Consider the following 796-nt stretch of genomic DNA (forward strand, 5'->3'; position numbering starts at 1 on the left):
AGGCAAAAAAACGGTGGCCACGCTTAGGCGCGGCCGCCGTTTTGCTTTTTTACTTGCTGAACTTGGCCAGCTTCTGGTAGTTGGCCAGCATCCAGTCGGCGTAGGAAACCTTGTTGGGCATGGTTTCGCGGACTTCCACGATCGGGATGCCCTGTTTCTTGGCCTTCTTCACGAAAGTCTTGACCGTGTCGGAACTGGCCTGGGTGTTGTTGACGAAGAAGGCGATCTGCTTTTTCTTGATTGCTTCATTCATCTTGGCAATCACCGCGGCGCTGGGGTCGGTTTCTTTTTCCGTGGCTTCTTCAAAGTTGCGGTTGCCGATCTTGAAGCCGGTCCGCTCCAGCGCGTAGTCAAAGACCGGCTCGCTGACAAAGACCTGCTTGGAATTGCCGCCCTTGATCTTGTCGGCCAGGCGGTCGATCTTGGCGATCTTCTTCAGGTATTTCTGGCCCTGGGATTTGAAGTAGCTGGCGTGTTTCTTGTCCAGGCTGCTGAGCTTTTTGACCAGGTAGGCGACGTATTTTTTCGGCATCGTCAGATTGTACCAGATGTGGGGGTTGGCGCTTGAATTCAGATGCATCAAGTCTTCGCCGACTTTGACGGCCTTCTTGTCGCTGGCTGAGGCCAGGTTGTCCATCCAGCTGTCGTAGCCCATCCCGTTGGCGATGATGACGTCAGCGCCGGCAACCGTCTTGGCTGCCGCCGTCGTCGGCTCAAAGTCGTGCGGATCGGTGTTGCCGTTGGCGATCAAGGCCGTTGCCTTGCCGTATTTGCCGACGATGTTCTGGGCAATGTC

Annotated in this window: 1 protein-coding gene; it reads right to left on the reverse strand. The window is 55.7% G+C overall.

Features of this window, described 5'->3' with window-relative positions; genetic code table 11:
- Positions 1-49 precede the first annotated feature (49 nt).
- Positions 50-796 (reverse strand): metal ABC transporter solute-binding protein, Zn/Mn family (locus tag lacNas_RS07815; protein ID WP_201346752.1); only part of this gene is annotated, 747 nt, incomplete at its 5' end.

Source organism: Lactobacillus nasalidis, assembly GCF_016587775.1.
GTDB classification, from domain to species: domain Bacteria; phylum Bacillota; class Bacilli; order Lactobacillales; family Lactobacillaceae; genus Lactobacillus; species Lactobacillus nasalidis.